We start from the raw sequence: 19669 nt of genomic DNA on the forward strand, positions 1-19669 counted from the left end.
TACCCATAACGGTACTGTCTTATGTCAATAAATTCTGAATCATTATCTAAGGAACCTTCTGCTATCCAGCAGCGTCGGCAAGCAAATACCTTGTTGTTGCGTCTACAATGGTTGGTGATTTTGCTACTTATCGCGGCATTGTTAGTCTTATATATTAGCCATCAACGTTTTCAACATAGCGTCAATGAGCGTCTGCAAAGCAACGAGCAGGTGGTCAGCCGTCTAAATGAGATGGATGATCGCATATTTGCCATGAGTCAGCAGACCTTACCAGAGCCGAGCGTAGCGACCAATAACCAAGCTCAGAATCAGCTGGATTTATTGCGTATTCAAATACAGGCAGCCAATAGACTATTGGCCGACAATAACGATAGCGCAGCAATAGACTTACTACGTGGTCTGCATTGGCAATTGGCACAAAGCAGCAATGAGATTGCCCCAGCGTTGACCGTGGTCATTAAGCAAAGCTTGCTCAAAGATATCGAACGCCTGCAAGCACAAAGTGCACAACCAAGCCCGTGGCAAATTCAAAATCTAGCGATTCAAAATATTCAAGATTTTTTGCATAGTCATGAGCGTGCCGCGAGCAGCAATAGTAATGGCACTAGCAATAATAATGGTAATGGTAATGAAGGCACTCAGCAAAGTAGAGCAGTAAGCAATAATAACCTTGCTTTGACACGACGCCAGTTAACCATTCATGAAGTTATTATGACATTGAATTTAGCGAGCCAAGCTAGCAATATGCGCGAACAAGATCAGCTGGTCAGCTATCTGACGCAAGCTCGTAAACAACTAAAAACCTTAGTGCCACAGTCTTCTATGACTGCTAGCAAACAACCTGCGCAAGCAGCAAAAAATGCGACGAGCGCTGCTGAAAGTACAAACGATCTCGCCAAGAACTTAGAAACCATGAAAGCGCCAAGCGATATTCCAGAAGTACTCGATTGGTTAGATAGACTGATTGCCAATGCACCAAAACCAACGCCACTGTTGACCACGCAAATTTTGGACAAGCCCCAAAATTAGGCCGATTCTCAAAAATTGAGACACAGACAATACAAGCAATAAGGTAAGTTATGAGCAGTTTTGATAAGCAATCAGGTTTGGTCTCTGCACCAGAGTATTATCCTCGTCCTGAAGCACTGGCGCATTATCCTGTTATTCATCATCAGCCGATTCACTGGGGTGAGATGGATGCGTTTAACCACTTAAACAACGTCGTCTATTACCGTTATGCTGAGTCAGCGCGTATTGCGTATTTGCAGACGTTAGGGATGTTTGATGGCAGCATGGTCACCGTATTAGCACAATCCAGTTGCCAGTATTTGCGTCCCGTGACCTATCCGGATACTTTATTATTAGGCGTTCGTTGTCAACGTTTGGGCAATACAAGTATAACCATAGAGTATCGTTACTATAGTACGGCGCAATTGGCTATCGTTGCGACGGCTGAAGCAGTCGTGGTGCGCTTAGAGAGTGATGGCAAAACTAAGTTGCCTTGGACAATCGAGGAGCGCGAACGACTGCTCGCATTAGAAACAGACGTTGGACACACGCCTAAATTTTAAAAATTAACACCTCATAAATATAAAAAGGCACGCTAACATTACGCTAGCGTGCCTTTTTTAAGCTTGATTTTTCGACTCAATAACGCAAACAGATTTTAGTCTTGCTGCGGCGCATGCACAAAATCAACCACGTTCAGATCAAAGCCTGATAATGCATAAAACTTCATTGGTGATGACAATAGGCGCATATCACGGACACCTAAATGACGTAATATCTGTGCGCCAACACCAACGCTACGATACGGCTGTTGAGTAAGCGTTGATTGCGATTCATTGTCTGCAGCTTTGTCTAACGCATCCCCTAAATCAACCGGCTGGTTACTACCAATCCAAACCAATACACCGCGATCTGAGGCGCTAATTTCTTTTAGTGCCGCTTGTACGCTCCAGCCACTACGGCCAGTCATGTCATTTTTAGCTGCAAACAAATCACGTAATGGATGGAAGCCATGAACACGTACCGTACTGACGCCTTCGCTGACATCGCCTTTGACTAATGCTAAATGGGTCTCATCAGCACCAAATTCACGGAAGCGATGCAAAGTGAACGTACCATGTTCAGTCTCAAAAGGATGTGATTCTACTTCTTCTACTGTTTGTTCATTGGCGATACGATAGTTGATGAGATCAGCAATCGTACCAATTTTAAGGTCATGCTCTTTAGCAAATATTTCAAGATCATCGCGGCGTGCCATCGTACCATCAGCATTGATGATTTCGACGAGCACAGATGCTGGCTCAAGACCTGCTAAGCGTGATAAGTCACAACCTGCTTCTGTGTGGCCAGCGCGATGCAATACGCCACCATCTTGCGCAATGATAGGAAAGATATGGCCAGGCTGTACAATATCTTCAGCTTTAGCAGTAGCAGAAACCGCTGCTTGAATCGTACGGGCGCGATCGGCAGCAGAAATACCAGTCGTAACGCCTTCAGCCGCTTCGATTGATACAGTAAAGTTGGTGCTGAATTTAGCTTCGTTGCGTTCAGACATCAGTGGTAAAGACAGCTGATGCGCACGAGCTTGTGAGATGGTCAAGCAGACTAAGCCGCGAGCATGGGTAATCATAAAGTTGATATCTTCAGGGCGCACATGGGTCGCTGCCATGATGATATCACCTTCGTTTTCGCGGTCTTCATCATCCATCAAGACGACCATTTTACCAGCACGAATGTCTTCGATAATCTCAGGAATCGTATTTAAACTCATAGTAAATCTCAATGTCTTATTATTTATAGATAGGTGTGATTTGGAATATAGAGCATTATCTACCTATTGTAGCAGCAGATGATACAAAGCGCTGTTACGGTCAAGCAAAGCGCGCTATCAGTAATGTCATTCAATAAAAAGTGACGCACTTAATAGCTTGTATAGTTCATTATGAGGTCATTTTAACGCTTTTCATCGCAACGTGCTGTGTCATCTTCCCACTATATCGTTCAGTATGTCAAAAATCGTCATAAGTATTATCAATGATTGCTATCATTTGTGCATTAAAGCGTACATTAGATAATGAACCGAGCCGTGTCATGCATGGTTAGTCATTACTTGCTGCTTGTGTTTTTAGCCAGTCCATAAATTGTTTGCTATGCTGCTCTCGTTGATTATCTGCAAACTCATAAAAGCGTGTGCCGATTAAATTTTCTGGTAAATAAGACTGCGGATAATAATGGTTGGGATAATCGTGCGGGTAGGCGTAACCTTGACCGTATCCCTGACTGCGCATCAGCTTGGTCACGCCATTACGTAGATGTAGTGGCACAGGAGAGGCATCTTTTTCTGCCAACGTCATCGCAGCATTGATCGCTTTATACGTGCTATTACTTTTGGCACTGGTCGCCAGATAAACCACCACTTGACCTAAAATTAGACGTGCCTCAGGCATACCAATCGACTGCACACTACGTAACGCTGCATCAGCAAGGAGTAGGGCATTCGGATTGGCATTGCCGATATCTTCACTGGCTAAGATGACCAAACGCCGCGCGATGAAGTCGGCAGGTTCGCCGCCAACCAGCATCCGTGCCATCCAATACAAAGCCGCATCAGGATCGGAGCCACGGACAGATTTAATCATGGCCGATATAATATCGTAATGCTGCTCACCATCTTTATCGTAACGCACCAAAGCAGTTTGCGCCACTCGGCTAACCAGTTCGTCATCAATGATAACTGGCGACTGTTTAGCATCAGCCGTTTGAATGGCAAGCTCTAATACATTCAGCGCCTTTCTAGCATCACCATGTGCCAGTTGGCTGATCGTATTTTGCGCTTGTAGATCGATAGTCAGATTTTGCAGAATGTTATCTTCTTGCATGGCCCGTTGTAAGACCGCGCTGATTTGCTCAGGCGTCAGCGGCTCTAGGCGATATACTTGGCAACGAGATAAGAGGGCGTTATTGACACTAAAGGAGGGATTTTCCGTGGTCGCACCAATCAAGGTAATATCACCAGACTCTACAGCGCCCAGTAGTGCATCCTGCTGAGCTTTGTTAAAACGATGAATCTCGTCGATGAACACCACTGGTGATTCAAAGTTTAAAGAATCTTTGGTATCTAGCACTTCACGCAATTGCTTAACGCCAGTATTCAAGGCGGATAGCGCATGAAAAGGCCTGCCCACTGCATCAGCGAGCAGCATGGCAATGGTGGTTTTGCCAATGCCAGCTTCACCATGCAAGATAATGGACGGCAGGTGTCTTTGCTCCACCAAGCGTCTTAATGGCGCACCCTCTGCTAATAAATGTTCTTGACCAATAATAGCATCAAGAGTCGTGGGGCGCATACGCTGGGCGAGTGGGGTATCGGCATGAAAGTTAGGCGGCATAGGACTCTCTATTATAGGGTCGGATAATTATGACTTTACTACAATGACAGAGTGACTTGATGAAGCTGTTTTGTACAGAGTAAATATTCGGCAGTCGCTATTTTTTGTAGAAAAACAAAGCTATTTGATAATCAGTATTAGACATCAGTGGTAAAAATAAGCTAATTTATACAAACAGCCCTTAATCATTGCTCTTCATAACTATTATAGTTGAGCGGCTAGGCTAACTTAGATTGACGTTAAGAAAAATCGGCTAAGTGTACAGCTTATGTCTTAGATATTTGTTTTTAAATGCTTGTTTTTCCATGTTTGGGTTTCAATGTTTGCACCCCTATTTAATGGTTTAGCATGTTAATGGTTTAGCATGATTCACTAGCGTAAGGTAACTCATTAACCATGTATCAGCAGACTCTCAAGCAGTTTTTACAAGCAAGATTTTCAAAAAAAGAATCACGAAAGCTGACTGCTGGTGAGATAGCGCTCGCTCATTCGGTATTCGGTAACAGTATCACGCTCGCTGATGTTCACCTTAAAACCGCGCGCTGGGTACTCAAAAATTATGCGGTCAGCCCTAATGGTAATATTTACTTTCATCCGGCAGATTGGATAGCAGATTTTAGCCATGCGTCCATTGGTAAGCAAAGTTGGCTCATACACGAGCTAACCCACGTTTGGCAGCTACAACAAGGATTAAAGGTAGTACGCGGTGCGATTATCAATCGCCGTTATGATTATGTGCTAGAGACGGGTAAATCCTTTTTTAGATATGGTATCGAACAACAGGCACGCATGGTACAAGACTATTTCGTACGTCGGCAACTTGGCAAAGACTGTCAAGATCTAGAAGCTTGTATTCCATTTCTGAGCGTACATGCTGTGAATAATGCGACAGATAAAAAGTACGACTAAAAAAACGACATAAACCAGCAATGGATTGCTGTGATAATTCTAACTTTTATTATTTTGCATTAACAAAGGATATGTACTCTGATGTTTAAATTTTTGCCAGAAACGCTGGATAATGAGGCTCATGATAGCGACATGAATAAAAGCTTCTCAGACAAAAGCACCAGCTCTCTACGTTATCCCTCAACAGTACTTGTAGTAATGCTAAGCGGCATATTACTATTGAGTGGTTGCCAGCAAGCAGACACGCAACCTGAGCCAAAGGACAGTCAAAGCACTGAACAGACGAGTGCTGAAGACAGTCAACCAATGCCGCAAAGTGATTCAGCTGCTGCGCGTATTAAACAGTTTCAGCCGTTGTACGTCGCTCAAGCACAAGGGTTGCAGCGTCGGCTACAAGCAGAGTACGAATCGTTGCAAGCTGCTGATGCGTCCGATGGCGATGCTTTATTGCTCGAAGGAGCAACTCAGGACACTGCTAATCAGGCCACCGCTAATCAGGCCAGTGCCCCAGTGACTGATAGTCTTAAGTCAGGGGCAGAGGCCATCGACAGTAATGAATCTGAGCAAGCATCAGTGCCAGTGGCCACTGATAGTGCGGTTAGTACGGATACTGAGATGAATACCAGTACTGAAGTTGGTGAGCGCGATTTGACTGTACTTAAGCGTATCAGTCTTGAGCCGCGTAAACCTGTGATGATGACTGAAGAGCAAATGATAGAAAGCTACCAACAAGCGATGGACGCGCTCTATCAACCAGTAACGACACCGCTCAGTGCAGAGGATAGCGATACTTTAATTAATATAGCCACTTTGACACCGCAGTTATTCGAACATGCAGAAATCGCTGGCAGGGTCAGTGCAAAAAGCCCAGCGCTGGCTCGCTTGATTATTCAACACCAAGTCTGGGAGCAAATAGAAGCTCAGCAAGTCATCGATATGCAACAAATGAAGGTTGATCAGCAACAAGAGTTTGAGACATTGATGACTAAGTTTAATGACACCATCGAAGGATATGATGAACAAATCGCTAAATATGAGCAGACACTAAAAGAATTCCAATAACGCCCCACGTCGTTCTGAACATAAGGATTGAGTTATCAGTAATTTGCAGTAAAACCGATAATACTGATCTAAAAGACGAAGCAATAAAAAATCCCGCACGATGGCGGGATTTTTTATTGCTCAAATACTATTTAGCTTACTTGCGATCTTCGACCTTTACAAAATCACGGCGCGTTTCACCAGTATATAACTGACGTGGGCGACCGATTTTGAATGGTGCACTGTGCATCTCTAACCAATGGCTGATCCAACCAGAAGTACGAGCCAATGCAAAGATTACGGTAAACATTGACGTTGGGATACCGATAGCTTTCAAGATGATACCAGAGTAAAAATCAACGTTTGGATATAGGTTACGCTCGATGAAGAACGGGTCTTCTAGTGCGATTTTTTCTAGCGCCATCGCCAATTCAAGCTTAGGATCATTGATACCAAGTGCTTCTAATACCTCATCACAAGTCTCTTTCATTACTTGCGCACGTGGATCGAAGTTTTTGTAGACACGGTGACCAAAGCCCATTAGCTTCACTTCACGGCTTTTTACTTTTTCCATGAATTCAGGCACGTTTTCAACAGTACCGATTTCATCTAGCATCTCAAGAACGGCTTCGTTCGCGCCGCCATGTGATGGTCCCCAAAGGGCTGCGATACCAGCAGCGATACACGCATAAGGGTTAGCACCTGTAGAGCCTGCTAAACGTACCGTTGACGTAGAAGCGTTTTGCTCATGGTCAGCATGCAAGGTAAAGATTTTGTCCATTGCACGAGTGATGACATCGTTTTTCTGATAATCTACATCAGCAGGCGTTGCAAACATCATGTATAAGAAGTTTTCAGCGTAGTTAAAGTCATTACGCGGGTACATGAACGGTTCGCCCTGAGAGTATTTGTAACTCATCGCAGCAAGCGTTGGCATCTTAGCAATCAGACGAATAGCCGTGATTTCACGATGCTCTTCGTTACTGACGTCTAGGTTGTCATGATAGAAGGCTGATAAAGCACCAACGACACCAACCATAATAGCCATTGGATGCGCGTCACGACGGAAGCCTTCAAAGAACTTACGCAATTGGTCATGGACGCCTGAGTGCTTACGGATCTTTTCAAAGAAATCTGCTTTTTGCTCGGCATTAGGCAATTCGCCATGAACAAGCGCATAAGCCACTTCTAAATATTCAGCGTTGTTTGCTAATTGATCGATAGGGTAGCCGCGATGCAATAACTCGCCTTTGCCGCCATCGATAAAAGTAATTTTTGATTCAACAGGTGCGGTTACTTTAAAACCAGGGTCATAAGACCAAAAGCCCGACTCTTGTAAAGCCGCAACATCGATAACTGGGCGCCCTAAAGTACCTTTAATAATTGGAAGTTCGTATTCTTTACCATCTACGGTTAGTTTGGCGTGAGTGTCAGCCATAAATTCCTCTCCATTGGTTGTAACTTGTTAGAATAAAAATATACCGACGCACAGCCTCGCGCCATTACTAGTAAAACGGTCAAAATGTTTTTAACGTATTTAATATGCAGGCTATATTAGCAGCAATTCTCTATGATTTGAAAAAACTTTTAGCAGCAAAGGCACCAACTGGTGTGGTTTCATAGTGTCTATCTACTGTAAATTTTGTATCAAAATATGTCTGCTTGGTTATTTTGCTTAAAAACTGCCCTTTTAGAGCGTTAAGGCAAACTCTATTATGCGCATAATATCTGCATCGATTTACTAAAATAGAGCAAAGCGTATTTTGGCTATCTATGCTAAAAACAGACTGCGTATGAGTAGTAGGCGAACGGAATGGGTCATCTAATCCTCTGAGCTGAGTCGTCAGGGGGGATTTAGTATTGCACAAATTCGCTTGTTTGTTAAATAAGCCTTCTTATTTCATTAGTTTAGGGATAAATTTGTAATTGTCGCCCAGTCATTTTATAATTAGCGTTACTTAACTGGCACTCGCTTTGTGCGAATTGATAAGTGGTCATGATATAGTGTCGTTTAAAGCTGACTCTATCTATATTTAGTGACGACTAGACGGTGACTGTTTAGACCAGAGCTTTACGTGATGGTCTGATAGATCTTGTTAACTGTCCTATTTTTAAGTAATGAGCCTATTTTAATTAATCCGCTTATGGTTCATATTGATGTAGAGAAGACAGTGATCTTTTTCTATGTGAAAAGTATCAGTAAAAATAGAATAGTTAATCGCTCTAACGAATAGTGCGCTTACTTGTTGGTTAGTCGATGAGCCGCTATTAAAAAGCTTATCAATTTAACGAGTCCTGCTACACCGTTTACCATCCGACCATTTCTTCATATTTAGCGCAAACTAAACGAAGTCAGCTAGCTCTTCCTTACTTTATTCGTCTCGTGTGTTGCTCAATACCTAACTTGATACTATTTATATCAAGCAGTGGTTGTTAGCAGATACAGGAGTATAACCGCAAAAAGGATGCCCGCTGTGAAAAGCAACCGACCTATTGATCTGCCTTTAAGCCAAGTGATTAGCGTTAATCGCTCACCGATTGCGATCGCCTCAATCTTGCATCGTATCTCTGGCATTATTCTATTTTTATTGATTCCTGTCATGCTGTGGTTACTACAGAACTCATTGGCGTCGCCTGAGAGTTTTGAGACCGTATTTGACAACGTACTTGTGCGCTTTTTAGCATGGATATTCGTTGCGGCGATTGCTTATCACTTTGTGATGGGTATCAAGCACTTATTTGCTGATATGGGCATGAATGAAGAACTAAAATCTGGCCGCACTGCGTCTATGGTTAGTTTTGTGATTGCAGCGATTCTAATTGTCGCGTCATTTGTATGGGTGATGTTCTAATGATTAAAAATGATTCAGGAATCAAAAGTGCGACTGGTCTGACCGGTTCAGGCTCACGCGATTGGATTATCCAGCGTATTAGCGCTGTCGTTTTAGCTGTTTATAGTGTGGTATTGCTGGGCTTCTTTTTGACGCACGGCGACGTTACTTATCTTGAATGGTCATCATTCATGACCAGTCTGCCTATGCGCTTGTTTAGCTTAGTGGCGGTACTTGCACTAGCTGGCCATGCTTGGGTTGGTATGTGGACCGTGTTCACTGATTACATTACCACTGGCAAATTAGGCTCAAGCGCAGCAGGTCTACGTTTAGTCCTACAGTCATTGATGATTATTGCTATTTTAGTGTTTTTATTTTGGGGCATCATGATTTTTTGGGGTACTGGTTTCGGTGTTGTTGCCGTTTAACTATAGCCAATCCCTATAATATGAATACGGCGTCAGGCTCGCTCAGTCTACTATTTGTAGCACTTCACTCGCCTTACTTGTATTCATATTATATTAAACAGACTATATTTTGATAAACCCTATTTATCTATAACCAATAACGGATGCACCCAGCAGCACTAGTGGCTGATCAAGCATTATAAAGTCGTCCGTTAGTCGTTAAAAATAGTCATAGCCAATCATAGCGTTGGATATTACTGACTTAGTCAGTCACTTATATAATAGGTGCGCTATGGTTTAGTCAGTGAGCGAACCCAATATAAAGATAGATATGCAAATTAGGTGGCTAAAGGTTGTTTGCGTCATCCACTTTGATAATTTCAAGTAGGGGCGAGACAATACAGTGTTTTGTCCAGCAATAGGATGATTTTGAGACAGCCTTTTTATTTACTTCTAAGCATTAACAGGCATTAGGAAAACCGTAATGGCAACTAGACAAGATAATACCATTAGTAATATTAAGACCCTCAACTACGATGCAGTTATCGTTGGTGGTGGTGGCTCAGGTATGCGTGCTTCACTACACTTGGCAGAAGCGGGCATGAAGGTTGCAGTCCTGACCAAAGTATTCCCAACGCGTTCGCACACGGTTGCTGCTCAAGGTGGTATCGGTGCAAGTTTGGGTAACATGAGCAATGATAACTGGCATTTTCACTTTTATGATACCGTTAAAGGGTCAGATTGGTTAGGTGATCAAGACGCTATCGAATATATGTGCCGTGAAGCGCCAAAAGTCGTCTATGAGCTTGAGCACATGGGCATGCCGTTTGACCGTAACGAAGATGGCACGATTTATCAACGTCCGTTTGGTGGTCATACATCAAACTATGGCGAAAAAGCGGTACAACGTGCTTGCGCCGCTGCTGACCGTACAGGTCACGCACTATTGCACACGCTATATCAAAAAAACCTAGAGCAAGGTACTGAGTTCTTTATCGAGTGGATCGCTCTTGACTTGATCAAAGACGAAGCCGGTAACATCAACGGCGTCATCGCGCTTGAGCAAGAGACTGGTACTGTAGCTGTATTCCAGTCACCGATTACTGTCCTAGCGACAGGTGGTGCAGGCCGTATCTTTGCCGCATCTACCAACGCTTATATCAATACTGGTGACGGTATTGGCATGGCGGTCCGTGCTGGAATTCCATTACAAGACATGGAATTCTGGCAGTTCCACCCAACAGGCGTTCATGGTGCAGGCGTACTATTGACCGAAGGTTGTCGTGGTGAAGGCGCTATCTTACGTAATAAAGATGGCGAAGCATTCATGGAGCGTTATGCGCCAACTGTGAAAGACTTGGCACCACGTGATTTAGTATCACGTTCTATGGATCAAGAAATCAAAGAAGGCCGTGGTTGTGGCCCTAATGCGGACCATATCGTTATGGATATGACGCATCTAGGTGTTGAAACCATCATGAAGCGTTTGCCATCAGTATTTGAGATTGGTAAAAACTTTGCCAACGTTGATATCACTAAAGAGCCGATTCCCGTTATCCCAACCATTCATTATATGATGGGCGGTATTCCAACCACGATTCATGGTCAAGTAATCACTCCTGATCTAGAAGCGGGTACGGATGACGAAGGTCTATACACGAAAGGCACTGTCGTTAAAGGTCTTTACGCTATCGGCGAATGTGCTTGTGTCAGTGTTCACGGTGCCAACCGTCTAGGTACAAACTCACTACTTGATCTATTGGTATTTGGTCGTGCTGCTGGTAAGCATATCGTTGATGAATTCCATCATGCCGATCACAACTATAAACCACTTGATCCACGTGTCCTTGATTTTACAGTGAAGCGTTTAGACAAACTGCAACAATCGACTGAAGGCTATAATGCTCAAGACGTTGCGGACGAAATTCGTTCGACCATGCAGACACATGCCAGTGTATTCCGTACACAAGCGATGATGGACGAAGGCGTTGAGAAAATCTTAGCGCTAGGCGACAAAATCGACCAGATTCATTTGGCTGATAAATCACAAGTCTTTAACACGGCCCGTATCGAAGCTTTTGAAGTGGCTAATCTATATGAAGTGGCTAAAGCAACAATGATATCAGCAGCGATGCGTCATGAAAGTCGCGGCGCGCACAGTGTGTCTGATTATGACCGTCCAGAAGATGATGACTATGCACCAAACGGTCGTAACGATCATGACTGGATGAAGCATACGCTTTGGTACTCTGAAGGCAACCGCATCATTTATAAGCCAGTACGCAAAGTGCCATTGACCGTTGATTATATCGAGCCAAAAGTTCGCGTCTATTAATTTTTGACTGCGCCGCTGGTCTATATGAACAGCGTTAACGTTTTATCCCTTATTAATTTATTAAAAAGGTGACCGCCAGCTACATGCTCATGCCAGCGCTGTGATAAAAATACTCTATCTAGCGCTGATATGTTGCAACCTTTGTACGCCCGCCATCACCTACGTGTGGAGTTTAGCATTATGAGCCGAGGTACTCGCACCATCGAAATCTATCGCTACGATCCTGATTTGGACGCAGCGCCACGTATGCAAACCTATACAGTTGAGTTGTTAGACTCAGATCGTATGTTGCTTGACGTGTTACTACGCCTGAAAAAGGAAGATGAAACCATCACCTTCCGTCGCTCTTGCCGTGAAGGCATTTGTGGCTCTGATGGCATGAACATCAATGGCAAAAATGGTCTAGCCTGTCTTATCAACATGAACACGCTACCTGAAAAAATTACTGTTCGTCCATTGCCGGGTTTACCTGTGGTTCGTGATTTGGTCGTCGATATGAACCAATTCTACGAGCAGTATGAAAAAGTACACCCGTACTTAATCAACGATCAGCCAGCACCGCCAACAGAGCGTTTGCAGTCACCTGAGCAACGCGAAAAGCTAAACGGTCTGTACGAATGTATTCTATGTGCGTGCTGCTCAACCAGCTGCCCATCGTTTTGGTGGAACCCTGATAAATTCTTAGGTCCATCTGCACTATTACATGCTTATCGCTTCGTCGCTGATAGCCGTGATGGTGATACGCAAGCACGTTTGGCACGTTTGGATGATCCGTTCAGTCTATTCCGTTGCCGCGGTATCATGAACTGCGTTTCAGTGTGTCCAAAAGGTTTGAACCCTACCAAAGCAATCGGTCATCTACGTAACATGCTGATAGACCAAGCAGGTTAAACGAGTTAAGCGCTGCTTAGTTTATGTACATATCATAATGAAACACCGTCTCAGTATTAGGCGGTGTTTTTTATTAGCTAGATTTGCGTATGGGTAGGAGATAGAAGAGGTATTTCTGTTTACTATTTGGAGAGGCGCATTTGGCTAAAACGCATTAAATCGCTGATCAAAAGTAAGCCAGTATTAACAATACGTTGGTGGTATGTAAGAAGTCCTGTTATGTAAACGAACTGTCTATATAATTAGCAGTAGAAATGCACGGAGTAAGAGGTTTATAATAGATATTCATTATGTAAATACCTACTATTGAGCAAACAAACTATGTCATGCAAGGCATGCATGCTAAGCTATACAGCAATGTATGTTTGTCAAAAATGACAATAAATATCCTTCATAAGAAGACATTTCAGCGAAAATAGCCAATTTATAGGCTAGCTGAACGATAGTGTATTTGCAAAAGGTATTATCATTAATAAATTGGTTATAGCTGATAGCAGTATATATAAATTAATGTTGTGAAACGAGTCAGACAAGAAAACTGGACGTTCACAAATAATTTTATCAGATGGCTATTGTTTGAGCTGAGGATTGTAGTAGCGCCATCATTATTACTTGACATATTTTTTATCGATAATGATGAACGCTACTTATTACAGTATGAACAACGATGTCTTATATTAGTTGTCAGAATATTAGTCATCAGAAATTATTAGTCATCAGCAATAGCAAATCTTATTACTGTTTAAGCTCAAAAGTCAAAATATCAAATGTACAACGAACGACACAATAATAAGCACGATTCCATTCATTTATCTATCAAATAGACGATTATTATGAATAGTATAACTAAAGAAGCCGCAGACGTAGAACATACTGAACTGGCCGCTGATAATGCCAACTATATCGAAGTGCTTTATGAGCAATACCTGACCGACCCTACTAGTGTTGATACGGATTGGCAAGCGTATTTCGAACAATACAAATCGCCAAACGATGCTCAGCATAATGCTATTAAAGACCAGTTTTTGTTACTTGCTCGCAATCAAACTGCGAACAAGAGCACTCCTGCAACCACAACGACTAGTAATGCAGCTGACTGTGCCGACCCTAAGCAAATGGGCGTACAGCAGCTGATTTCTGCTTATCGTCGCCGTGGTCATCGCCGCGCAAAACTCGACCCATTAGATCTGCACCCACGCGCTGAAGTGGAAGATTTGACGCTTGAATATCACAATCTTTCAGAAGCCGATCTAGACACCATATATCCCACCAATGATTTGAATATTGGCAAGGACGAAGCACCGTTACGTGAAATTATTGAAATCATGGAACGTGTTTATAGCCGTTATATCGGTATCGAATATATGCATGTTACCACCAGTACAGAAAAGCGCTGGATGGAAAAATATCTCGAAACCAATCTGGGTTATATTGAGTTCGATACAGACAAGCGACTATCTATCCTTGAGCGCTTAACCGCTGCCGAAGGCTTAGAGAAATATTTGGCACGTAAATATACGGGCGTCAAGCGTTTCGGTTTAGAGGGTGGCGAGAGCTTTATCCCTGCTATCAATGAAATCATCCAACGTGCTGGCGGTTATGGCACCAAAGAGATGGTTATCGGTATGGCGCACCGTGGGCGCCTGAACCTATTGGTGAATATCTTAGGTAAAAAGCCTGCTGATTTGTTCGACGAGTTCGATGGTAAAGTTCAGCCAGAAAAAGGCTCAGGCGACGTTAAGTACCACAATGGCTTCTCATCTAATGTGATGACGCCAGGTGGCGAAGCGCATTTGGCTTTGGCTTTTAACCCGTCACACCTTGAAATCGTTGCGCCAGTATTGCAAGGGTCAGTACGTGCCCGTCAGGTTCGTCGTAATGACCAACCTCTTTTAGACAATAAAGGCGGTAACTCAGTCTTGCCAATCGTCATCCATGGTGATGCTGCTTTTGCTGGTCAAGGCGTGGTTCAAGAAACGTTCCAAATGTCACAAACTCGTGCTTATACCACTGGTGGTACGGTACATATTGTGATCAATAACCAAGTTGGTTTTACGACCAGTCGTCAAGAAGATGTTCGTTCAACTGAATACTGTACTGACGTGGCAAAAATGGTACATGCACCTATTTTACACGTGAATGGTGATGATCCTGAATCGGTCGTATTTGCCGCACAATTGGCATTAGACTATCGTCATCAATTTGATAAAGATATCATCATTGATCTTTTCTGCTATCGTCGTAACGGTCACAACGAAGCAGATGAACCTTCTGCCACTCAGCCTTTGATGTATGCCGTTATTAAGAAACTGCCGACGACTCGTACTATTTATGCACAGAAGCTTATCGCAGATGGTATCTTGAATGCTGAACAAGAAAAGCAATACGAAGATGAGTATCGTGAGTCTTTAGACCGTGGTGACTATGTTGCCAACTCATTAGTTCAAGAACCTAACGAGCAGCTATTTGTAGACTGGAAACCTTACCTAGGACATGATTTGGTTGATGACTGGGATACCAGTGTCGATATCGACATCCTAAAAGGTTACGGGCGTCGTATGGCTGAAATGCCAGAAGGCTATAAGCTTCAGCGCCAAGTTCAAAAAGTCGTTGATCAGCGTTTGGCTATGCAAACTGGCGAAGAGCCTCTTAACTGGGGTGCTGCTGAGACATTGGCATACGCATCTTTAGTCGATAACGATAAAGTATTGGTTCGTATTACTGGTGAAGATGTGGGCCGTGGTACTTTCGCTCACCGTCACAGTGAAATTTACAATATCGATGATGGCAGTATGTATGTGCCATTGGCTCATATGAGTGAAACACAAGCGCGTTTTGCCACCTATAACTCATTGTTATCAGAAGAAGCCGTACTGGCCTTTGAGTATGGTTATGCAACGACCGTACCAAACGCATTGATCGTTTGGGAAGCGCAGTTTGGTGACTTCGTCAACGGTGCGCAAGTCGTCATCGATCAGTTCATCTCGAGTGGCGAAACCAAATGGCAGCGTGTGTGTGGTCTGACTATGTTGTTACCACATGGTTTCGAAGGTCAAGGCCCTGAGCATTCATCGGCGCGTCTTGAGCGCTTCTTACAGTTATGTGCTGAAGACAATATGCAGGTCATTACGCCAACGACGCCTGCGCAAATTTATCATGCCCTACGTCGTCAAGCAGTGCGTCCGATTCGTAAGCCATTGATCGTCATGTCACCAAAAAGCCTATTGCGTCATAAGTTGGCTACGTCAAATCTCGAAGAGCTGGCCAATGGTAAATTTGAGACTGTATTGCCAGAGATGGATGAGCACAACGCAGACAACGTGACTCGGATGGTGCTATGTGGTGGTAAGGTTTATTATGACTTGCTAGAACAACGCCGCGCGCTCGGTCTTGACCATGTCGCCATCATCCGTATCGAACAACTTTATCCATTGCCAGAAGAACGTTTGATTGCTGAAATTGAAAAATACAGCAACCTAAAAGAAATCGTTTGGACGCAAGAAGAACCACTTAATCAGGGCGCTTGGTATTACTTGGCACCGAGTATGTTCCGTATTGTGGTACCGCATCCAACCAAGGCAAAAGTCATGGAGCCAGTAGCACGTCCTCCTAGTGCTGCCCCTGCGACAGGTTCTGCGAAATTACACGTACAACAGCAACAAGCATTAATCGCTGGCGGTCTTGGTATTAGTGTGGACGAATTGTCTAAGTAGCAGGTTGTCAAAGTAACAGACTAGATAAGACAAATGAATCAGGCGATGACAGTCAGTACGGTGTAAATAGTTTAAATCGGTACTGACTGCCTATCACGACTTAATAATAAATAGCAGTATCCAAATCTAAGGAGTATATCGATGGCTGAGATCAAAGCCCCCGTTTTTCCAGAATCGGTTGCCGATGGCACAATCGTTGAATGGCATGTCACTGAAGGCCAACAAGTAAACCGTGATGACCTATTGGCCGAAATTGAAACTGACAAAGTTGTATTAGAAGTTGTGGCACCTGATGATGGTGTGGTAACCAAAATCGTTAAGCAAGTTGATGATACTGTATTGTCTGATGAGTTAATTGCAGAGTTTGAAGCGGGCGCAAGTGGCGCTGGTGCAGACGACAGTGATGCTCCTTCTGTAAATCCAGATCAGCCAGCTGCTCCAGTACAAGCAAAGCAAGCGGCAGATGGCGGTGAGCCAGTACAAGTAACAGATAAGAAAGAAGAAGCTGATCATAAAGATCAAAGCCCAGCAGTCCGTAAAGCGGCAAAAGAAAGCGGTGTCGATCCTAAAGATGTCGAAGGTAGTGGTCGTGGTGGTCGTGTAACCAAGACTGATATGGCAAGCCCAACGCTAAAAGCAGACAGCTCTATTAAGTCTGATAGCGGTCGCCCAGTAGCTGAATCAGCTGGTGAGCGCACCGAAAAACGTGTGCCAATGACACGCCTTCGTAAGCGTGTTGCTGAGCGTTTATTATCAGCGACGCAAGAAACTGCGATGCTAACGACGTTCAACGAAGTTAACATGAAACCGTTAATGGACATGCGTACCAAATATAAAGACCAATTTGAAAAGCGTCATGGCGTTCGTCTAGGCTTTATGTCGTTATTCGTCAAAGCAGCAACTGAAGCGCTAAAACGTTTCCCAGCAGTGAACGCATCACTGGATGGCGACGACATTGTTTATCATGGTTTTTATGATATCGGTGTAGCCGTATCGTCAGACCGTGGTCTAGTAGTTCCTGTATTACGTGATACCGATCGCATGAGCATGGCAGATGTCGAAAGCCGTATCCGTGAACTTGGTGGCTTGGCTCAAAAAGGCAAGCTTGGTCTAGATGACATGACTGGTGGTACTTTCACTATCTCAAACGGTGGTGTATTCGGTTCACTCATGTCAACGCCTATCTTGAACCCGCCACAAACCGCTATCTTGGGTATGCATGCCATCAATGACCGCCCTATGGCAGTTAATGGTGAAGTTAAAATCTTGCCAATGATGTATCTTGCACTATCTTATGACCATCGTATGATCGATGGTAAAGAAGCGGTACAGTTCTTAGTTACTCTCAAAGAGTTGGTCGAAGATCCAACCATGCTCCTCTTAGACCTATAAGCTTCTAAGCTTGTATTGGCAACCGCCGATACAAGCTTTTTAACTTTGGTAGCGTGGTATAAATAGTTTTTAATGATGCTACCGTTTCGAGTAGCAACGTCAGCAGCTATATTTTATTAGCGTTTTTTGATAAATAAATGTGTGGCGTTGATATAGTGTATTAACTAGCAGCGAGAAACATCGTTTATCTCTTAATAAAATAAACAATAGCATAAATGATAAATAAAATAGAAATAGGAACGTACTATGAAAGACAGTTATGATTTAGTCGTTATCGGCGGCGGTCCTGGTGGTTACGAAGCAGCTATCCGTGCAGGACAGCTTGGTATGAGCGTTGCTTGTATCGAAAAACGTGTTTATAAAGGTGAGCCAGCACTTGGCGGGACTTGCCTAAACGTTGGTTGTATCCCATCAAAGGCACTGCTTGATAGCTCGCATCGTTACGAAGCGACCAAGCATGATCTTGATGAGCATGGTATCAGCACCGGCGATGTCGCTATTGATATCGAAAAAATGATAGAACGCAAAGAAGGCATCGTTAAGCAATTAACTGGCGGTGTTGCGGCATTATTGAAAGGTAATGGCGTTGACTGGCTACAAGGCTGGGGCACGTTAGTTGATGGCAAAGGCGCTGACAAACAAGTTAAATTTGTCGCTTTAGAAGACGAAGCAGAAAGCACTATTACCGCTAAGAACGTGATTCTGGCGGCAGGTTCAGTGCCTATCGACATCCCAGTTGCCAAAACTGACGGCGATCGTATCGTTGATTCTACTGGTGCGCTTGATTTCACCTCAGTCCCTAAACGTTTAGGCGTGATCGGTGCTGGTGTTATCGGTCTTGAGCTTGGTTCAGTATGGCGTCGCCTAGGTGCAGAAGTAGTTGTGTATGAAGCGCTTCCTAGTTTTCTAGCTGCTGCTGACAAAGATATCGCGAAAGAAGCCGGTAAAATGCTGAAGAAGCAAGGTCTTGATATCCGTGTCGATACCAAAGTAACCAATGCTGAAGTTAAAGATGATCAAGTGATTGTCACTAGCGAAAACAAAGGTGAGTCATCTGAAGAGAGCTTTGACAAACTAATCGTTTGTGTTGGTCGCCGTGCTTATTCTGAAAAATTACTTGGCGATGACAGTGGCATTCAATTGACCGAACGTGGTCTTATCGACGTGAACGATCAGTGCAAAACCAATCTTGATGGCGTTTATGCCATTGGCGATTTAGTCCGTGGTCCTATGCTTGCGCACAAAGCGATGGAAGAGGGCATGATGGCTGTGGAACGTATTCATGGCGAAAAAGCTCAAGTTAACTATGACACCATCATCAATGTCATTTATACTCACCCAGAAATTGCATGGGTAGGCTTAACTGAGCAAGAAGCTGAAGCAGCTGGCTATGAAGTCAAGACAGGTTCATTTAACTTGGCTGCCAACGGTCGTGCACTAGCTCAAAGCGAAGCAGAAGGCTCTATCAAAGTAGTGGCTGATGCTAAGACAGATCGCCTACTAGGTATGCATGCTATCGCTGCTGGTGCTGGTGATATCGTCCATCAAGGTATGATTGCGATGGAATTTGTCTCTAGTATCGAAGACTTGCAGTTGATGACGTTTGCGCATCCAACGATGTCAGAAGCGGTGCACGAAGCGGCACTATCTGCAGATGGCCGTGCTATCCACGCTATCCAGCGCAAAAAACGCAAGAAATAAGCAGTTGCTCGTTTAATTATTATCGATTTACAACCTGATTGTGGTATCGCTA

The 19669-nt window shown here is 43.8% G+C and carries 14 protein-coding genes; 11 read left to right on the plus strand and 3 right to left on the minus strand.

The features are described from left to right. The first annotated feature begins 21 nt into the window (after positions 1 to 21). Positions 22 to 1029 (plus strand): hypothetical protein, encoded by a 1008-nt coding sequence (locus IOD06_RS08895; RefSeq protein ID WP_194620608.1) that lies wholly within the window; start codon positions 22 to 24, stop codon positions 1027 to 1029. 50 nt (positions 1030 to 1079) lie between these two features. Next, positions 1080 to 1571, plus strand: coding sequence for a thioesterase family protein (locus IOD06_RS08900; RefSeq protein WP_194620609.1), 492 nt, complete (start codon positions 1080 to 1082; stop codon positions 1569 to 1571). 95 nt (positions 1572 to 1666) lie between these two features. Here IOD06_RS08900 and ribBA read toward each other — a convergent pair whose 3' ends face one another. Then, entirely contained in the window at positions 1667 to 2779 is a 1113-nt protein-coding gene (gene ribBA, locus IOD06_RS08905) for a bifunctional 3,4-dihydroxy-2-butanone-4-phosphate synthase/GTP cyclohydrolase II (RefSeq protein WP_189583552.1), read from the minus strand. Between the two features lie 328 nt (positions 2780 to 3107). Then, positions 3108 to 4397, minus strand: a complete 1290-nt coding sequence (locus tag IOD06_RS08910) for a replication-associated recombination protein A (protein WP_194620610.1) — start codon at positions 4395 to 4397, stop codon at positions 3108 to 3110. Between the two features lie 396 nt (positions 4398 to 4793). On the opposite strand from IOD06_RS08910, the gene IOD06_RS08915 reads away from it, so the two are divergent. Continuing rightward, complete coding sequence (locus IOD06_RS08915) at positions 4794 to 5306, plus strand: type IV secretion protein Rhs (RefSeq protein WP_194620611.1); 513 nt, start codon at positions 4794 to 4796, stop codon at positions 5304 to 5306. 81 nt (positions 5307 to 5387) lie between these two features. Further along, positions 5388 to 6368 carry a hypothetical protein gene (locus tag IOD06_RS08920; RefSeq protein ID WP_194620612.1) on the plus strand — a complete coding sequence of 327 codons (981 nt, stop codon included), beginning with the start codon at positions 5388 to 5390 and terminating at the stop codon, positions 6366 to 6368. Between the two features lie 136 nt (positions 6369 to 6504). On the opposite strand, the gene gltA is transcribed toward IOD06_RS08920, so the two are convergent. Further along, on the minus strand, positions 6505 to 7785 hold the full coding sequence (gltA, locus tag IOD06_RS08925; protein ID WP_010200792.1) for a citrate synthase: 1281 nt from the start codon (positions 7783 to 7785) through the stop codon (positions 6505 to 6507). 1027 nt (positions 7786 to 8812) lie between these two features. On the opposite strand from gltA, the gene sdhC reads away from it, so the two are divergent. From sdhC to lpdA, 7 genes are all read left to right on the plus strand, one after another. Next, positions 8813 to 9199, plus strand: a complete 387-nt coding sequence (gene sdhC / locus IOD06_RS08930) for a succinate dehydrogenase, cytochrome b556 subunit (protein ID WP_010200793.1) — start codon at positions 8813 to 8815, stop codon at positions 9197 to 9199. Positions 9200 to 9219: 20 nt separating this feature from the next. Beyond that, on the plus strand, positions 9220 to 9606 hold the full coding sequence (sdhD, locus tag IOD06_RS08935; RefSeq protein WP_227500963.1) for a succinate dehydrogenase, hydrophobic membrane anchor protein: 387 nt from the start codon (positions 9220 to 9222) through the stop codon (positions 9604 to 9606). Between the two features lie 463 nt (positions 9607 to 10069). Beyond that, entirely contained in the window at positions 10070 to 11920 is a 1851-nt protein-coding gene (sdhA, locus tag IOD06_RS08940; RefSeq protein ID WP_194620613.1) for a succinate dehydrogenase flavoprotein subunit, read from the plus strand. Between the two features lie 180 nt (positions 11921 to 12100). After that, positions 12101 to 12811, plus strand: a complete 711-nt coding sequence (locus tag IOD06_RS08945; RefSeq protein WP_010200796.1) for a succinate dehydrogenase iron-sulfur subunit — start codon at positions 12101 to 12103, stop codon at positions 12809 to 12811. 833 nt (positions 12812 to 13644) lie between these two features. Next, a complete protein-coding gene (locus tag IOD06_RS08950; RefSeq protein ID WP_194620614.1) occupies positions 13645 to 16524 on the plus strand; it encodes a 2-oxoglutarate dehydrogenase E1 component in 2880 nt (959 codons plus the stop codon). Positions 16525 to 16665: 141 nt separating this feature from the next. Then, a complete protein-coding gene (gene odhB, locus IOD06_RS08955) occupies positions 16666 to 17916 on the plus strand; it encodes a 2-oxoglutarate dehydrogenase complex dihydrolipoyllysine-residue succinyltransferase (protein WP_194620615.1) in 1251 nt (416 codons plus the stop codon). Between the two features lie 246 nt (positions 17917 to 18162). Continuing rightward, positions 18163 to 19617, plus strand: coding sequence for a dihydrolipoyl dehydrogenase (gene lpdA, locus IOD06_RS08960; protein WP_194620616.1), 1455 nt, complete (start codon positions 18163 to 18165; stop codon positions 19615 to 19617). The last annotated feature ends 52 nt before the right edge of the window (positions 19618 to 19669 follow it).

The organism is Psychrobacter sp. N25K4-3-2 (assembly GCF_015351755.1).
GTDB classification, from domain to species: domain Bacteria; phylum Pseudomonadota; class Gammaproteobacteria; order Pseudomonadales; family Moraxellaceae; genus Psychrobacter; species Psychrobacter glaciei.